The organism is Sphingobium quisquiliarum P25 (assembly GCF_000445065.1).
GTDB classification, from domain to species: Bacteria; Pseudomonadota; Alphaproteobacteria; order Sphingomonadales; family Sphingomonadaceae; genus Sphingobium; species Sphingobium quisquiliarum.
In genome coordinates this window covers 1-2,733 of record NZ_ATHO01000117.1, presented here as the reverse complement: position 1 = coordinate 2,733, position 2,733 = coordinate 1, and the positions used below count along the sequence as shown (strand labels likewise).

At 62.5% G+C, this 2,733-nt stretch carries 3 protein-coding genes and 1 pseudogene; 1 reads left to right on the top strand and 3 read right to left on the bottom strand.

The genetic code is table 11. The features are described from left to right. The 3 genes and pseudogenes from L288_RS0121785 to L288_RS34905 form a co-directional block, all read right to left on the bottom strand. Positions 1 to 268: pseudogene (locus L288_RS0121785) on the bottom strand (tyrosine-type recombinase/integrase); the annotation flags it as partial. Then, positions 265 to 660 carry a hypothetical protein gene (locus L288_RS34910; protein ID WP_008831331.1) on the bottom strand — a complete coding sequence of 132 codons (396 nt, stop codon included), beginning with the start codon at positions 658 to 660 and terminating at the stop codon, positions 265 to 267. The pseudogene L288_RS0121785 and the gene L288_RS34910, both read right to left, overlap by 4 nt. A gap of 170 nt (positions 661 to 830) precedes the next feature. Beyond that, positions 831 to 1,928 (bottom strand): efflux transporter outer membrane subunit, encoded by a 1,098-nt coding sequence (locus L288_RS34905; protein ID WP_236613037.1) that lies wholly within the window; start codon positions 1,926 to 1,928, stop codon positions 831 to 833. On the opposite strand from L288_RS34905, the gene L288_RS34900 reads away from it, so the two are divergent. Beyond that, complete coding sequence (locus tag L288_RS34900) at positions 1,915 to 2,679, top strand: IS6-like element IS6100 family transposase (protein WP_001389365.1); 765 nt, start codon at positions 1,915 to 1,917, stop codon at positions 2,677 to 2,679. The genes L288_RS34905 and L288_RS34900 overlap by 14 nt on opposite strands. The last annotated feature ends 54 nt before the right edge of the window (positions 2,680 to 2,733 follow it).

The following is a 2,733-nucleotide window of genomic DNA, read 5'->3' as shown; positions in this document are numbered from 1 at the left end:
TGGGGGCGGCCAGCTCGCGCCCCAGCGCCTCGACCCAGGCCGCGACATGAAGCGGCTGCACCTGGGCGAGCGAGGCGACGCCGCGCGCCTCGCACCAGGCCAGGAAGTCGCCGGCCGCCCGCGCATAGGCGCGGCGTGTATGCGGATTGCGGATGGTGACGGCGAAGAACTCAAGGAATCGAAGCTGCGCGCGCTCGTCGGCCGCCGCGATCAGCGCCGGCAACGCCAGCGCGGGCGCGGGCGCGGGGAGGGGGGCGAGCTGGTTCATCGCGCGATCTTCTCCCATCGCGCCGGCGCGGGACGCGGCGCGGCCATCTTGCGGCGCAGCTCGTCGAACACCTCGTCGGCGTCGCGGACGCGGCCAGCCTCCGCGTCCTCAAGGCCGCGCTTTATCGACCCGTCCAATATCCGGCGTAGCAGCTCGTCGCGTAAATCGTGGTGCGGCTCCATGTCGATGAAGTTCTTGACGATCGCGAACACCGCCTCGGAAGGATCGGCGAACATGCCGCGCTCGATCCGCTCCAACAGCCAGTCGGCCTGATCGCCGGTAAGATACGCCTCGAAGCGCAAGCCGCCCGCGCGGGCCTGCTCGCGCAGCGCCTTGGCCTGGTCGCGCTCGGCATAGTTGTCGGCGAAAGCCGTGTCCTCGTCCTGGTCCATATCGCTCCCTTTCGGCGGTGGATCTCGGGACCGTTTAAACGGCTCCATCGGATCGCCATGAGTGTGTGATAAAGGACATTATCATATATAGGTCAGGGAATTTATCGGCGGACCGATCTGTAGGTTGTCATGATCAATAGCCAAGGCCCGTCGGTGGAACATTACCACCATTACCCTTGCTGGCCGCCGCCCAGAGCGACATACAGAGAGACGAGAGCATCCAGCTCGGCGCGACGCAGCTGTATCAGTGTCTGTTCCGCGATGAACAGATTCCGTTCGGCATCGAGCACTTCAAGGTAATTTGCGACGCCCTCGCGGTAGCGAGTGCGGGCAAGATCGGCGATCGCTCGCTGTGCCGCAGTGGCACGAACCTGCGCGGCGACCTGTTCAGCAAGCCAGCGGCGCCCGGCAAGGGCGTCCGCAACTTCGCGGAAAGCTCCCTGAATGGTGCGTTCGTATTCGGCGATGGCAATATCCTCACGTGCCTCAGCCACGCTCAGATTGCCCTTCCTCGCACCCCAATCGAAGATGGGTAGGCTGATCGAAGGTCCAAAGCTCCAGCTCAGTCCTTCGTTTCCGATCAAATTCCCAAGATCAGTTGAAGCGAAACCGATACTACCGGTTAGTGAGATGGATGGAAAGAAGGCTGCCCGAGCAGCACCGATATTGGCACGCGCTGCCCGCAGTTTCTCTTCTGCCGCCAATATGTCCGGTCGAGTCACCATCAGCTCGGAGGGTAATCCGGCGGCAATCACCGTTCCGTTTTTCTGGTCAGCCAGCGTCAGCGGCACCGTGAGCCCGACAGGAACGGGTCCGCCCAAGAGTACGGCCAGGAAGTTCTCACTCTGCGCCTCGGCCAAGCGCAGGCTGGCCAACTCCGTTTCGGCTTGAGTCAGTAGCGACTCCGCCTGTCGAAAATCAAGAGCTGAAGTCACCCCGGCTTCAAGGCGACGCTCGGCTATGCGGAGGCCTTCCTGCCGGCTGCGTACCGTAGCTTCGGCAAGGGCGATCCGCTCGTCGGCTTCCCGGGAAGCAAAATAGGTCGAGGCCACATCCCGGATCAACGCGAGGCGGAACGCCCGTTCAGCCTGCACGGTTGCTAGATATTGCGAGCGCGCTGCGTCAGAAAGGTTGCGCACCCGGCCCCAGAAATCGAGCTCGAATCCTGTGACGCCAACGCCGATCGAGTAGCGGGCTCTGTTGCAAAAATCGTGAAGCTTGAGCATGCTTGGCGGAGATTGGACGGACGGAACGATGACGGATTTCAAGTGGCGCCATTTCCAGGGTGATGTGATCCTGTGGGCGGTGCGCTGGTATTGTCGCTATCCGATCAGCTATCGCGACCTTGAGGAAATGCTGGCGGAACGCGGCATTTCGGTCGACCATACGACGATCTATCGCTGGGTCCAGTGCTACGCCCCGGAGATGGAGAAGCGGCTGCGCTGGTTCTGGCGGCGTGGCTTTGATCCGAGCTGGCGCCTGGATGAAACCTACGTCAAGGTGCGGGGCAAGTGGACCTACCTGTACCGGGCAGTCGACAAGCGGGGCGACACGATCGATTTCTACCTGTCGCCGACCCGCAGCGCCAAGGCAGCGAAGCGGTTCCTGGGCAAGGCCCTGCGAGGCCTGAAGCACTGGGAAAAGCCTGCCACGCTCAATACCGACAAAGCGCCGAGCTATGGTGCAGCGATCACCGAATTGAAGCGCGAAGGAAAGCTGGACCGGGAGACGGCCCACCGGCAGGTGAAGTATCTCAATAACGTGATCGAGGCCGATCACGGAAAGCTCAAGATACTGATCAAGCCGGTGCGCGGTTTCAAATCGATCCCCACGGCCTATGCCACGATCAAGGGATTCGAAGTCATGCGAGCCCTGCGCAAAGGACAGGCTCGCCCCTGGTGCCTGCAGCCCGGCATCAGGGGCGAGGTGCGCCTTGTGGAGAGAGCTTTTGGCATTGGGCCCTCGGCGCTGACGGAGGCCATGGGCATGCTCAACCACCATTTCGCAGCAGCCGCCTGATCGGCGCAGAGCGACAGCCTACCTCTGACTGCCGCCAATCTTTGCAACAGAGCC

Excerpts from the sequence above, each read along its gene's own strand:
- L288_RS34910 (WP_008831331.1), bottom strand. The coding sequence starts at position 660 with ATGGACCAGGACGAGGACACGGCTTTCGCCGACAACTATGCCGAGCGC.
- L288_RS34900 (WP_001389365.1), top strand. The coding sequence starts at position 1,915 with ATGACGGATTTCAAGTGGCGCCATTTCCAGGGTGATGTGATCCTGTGG.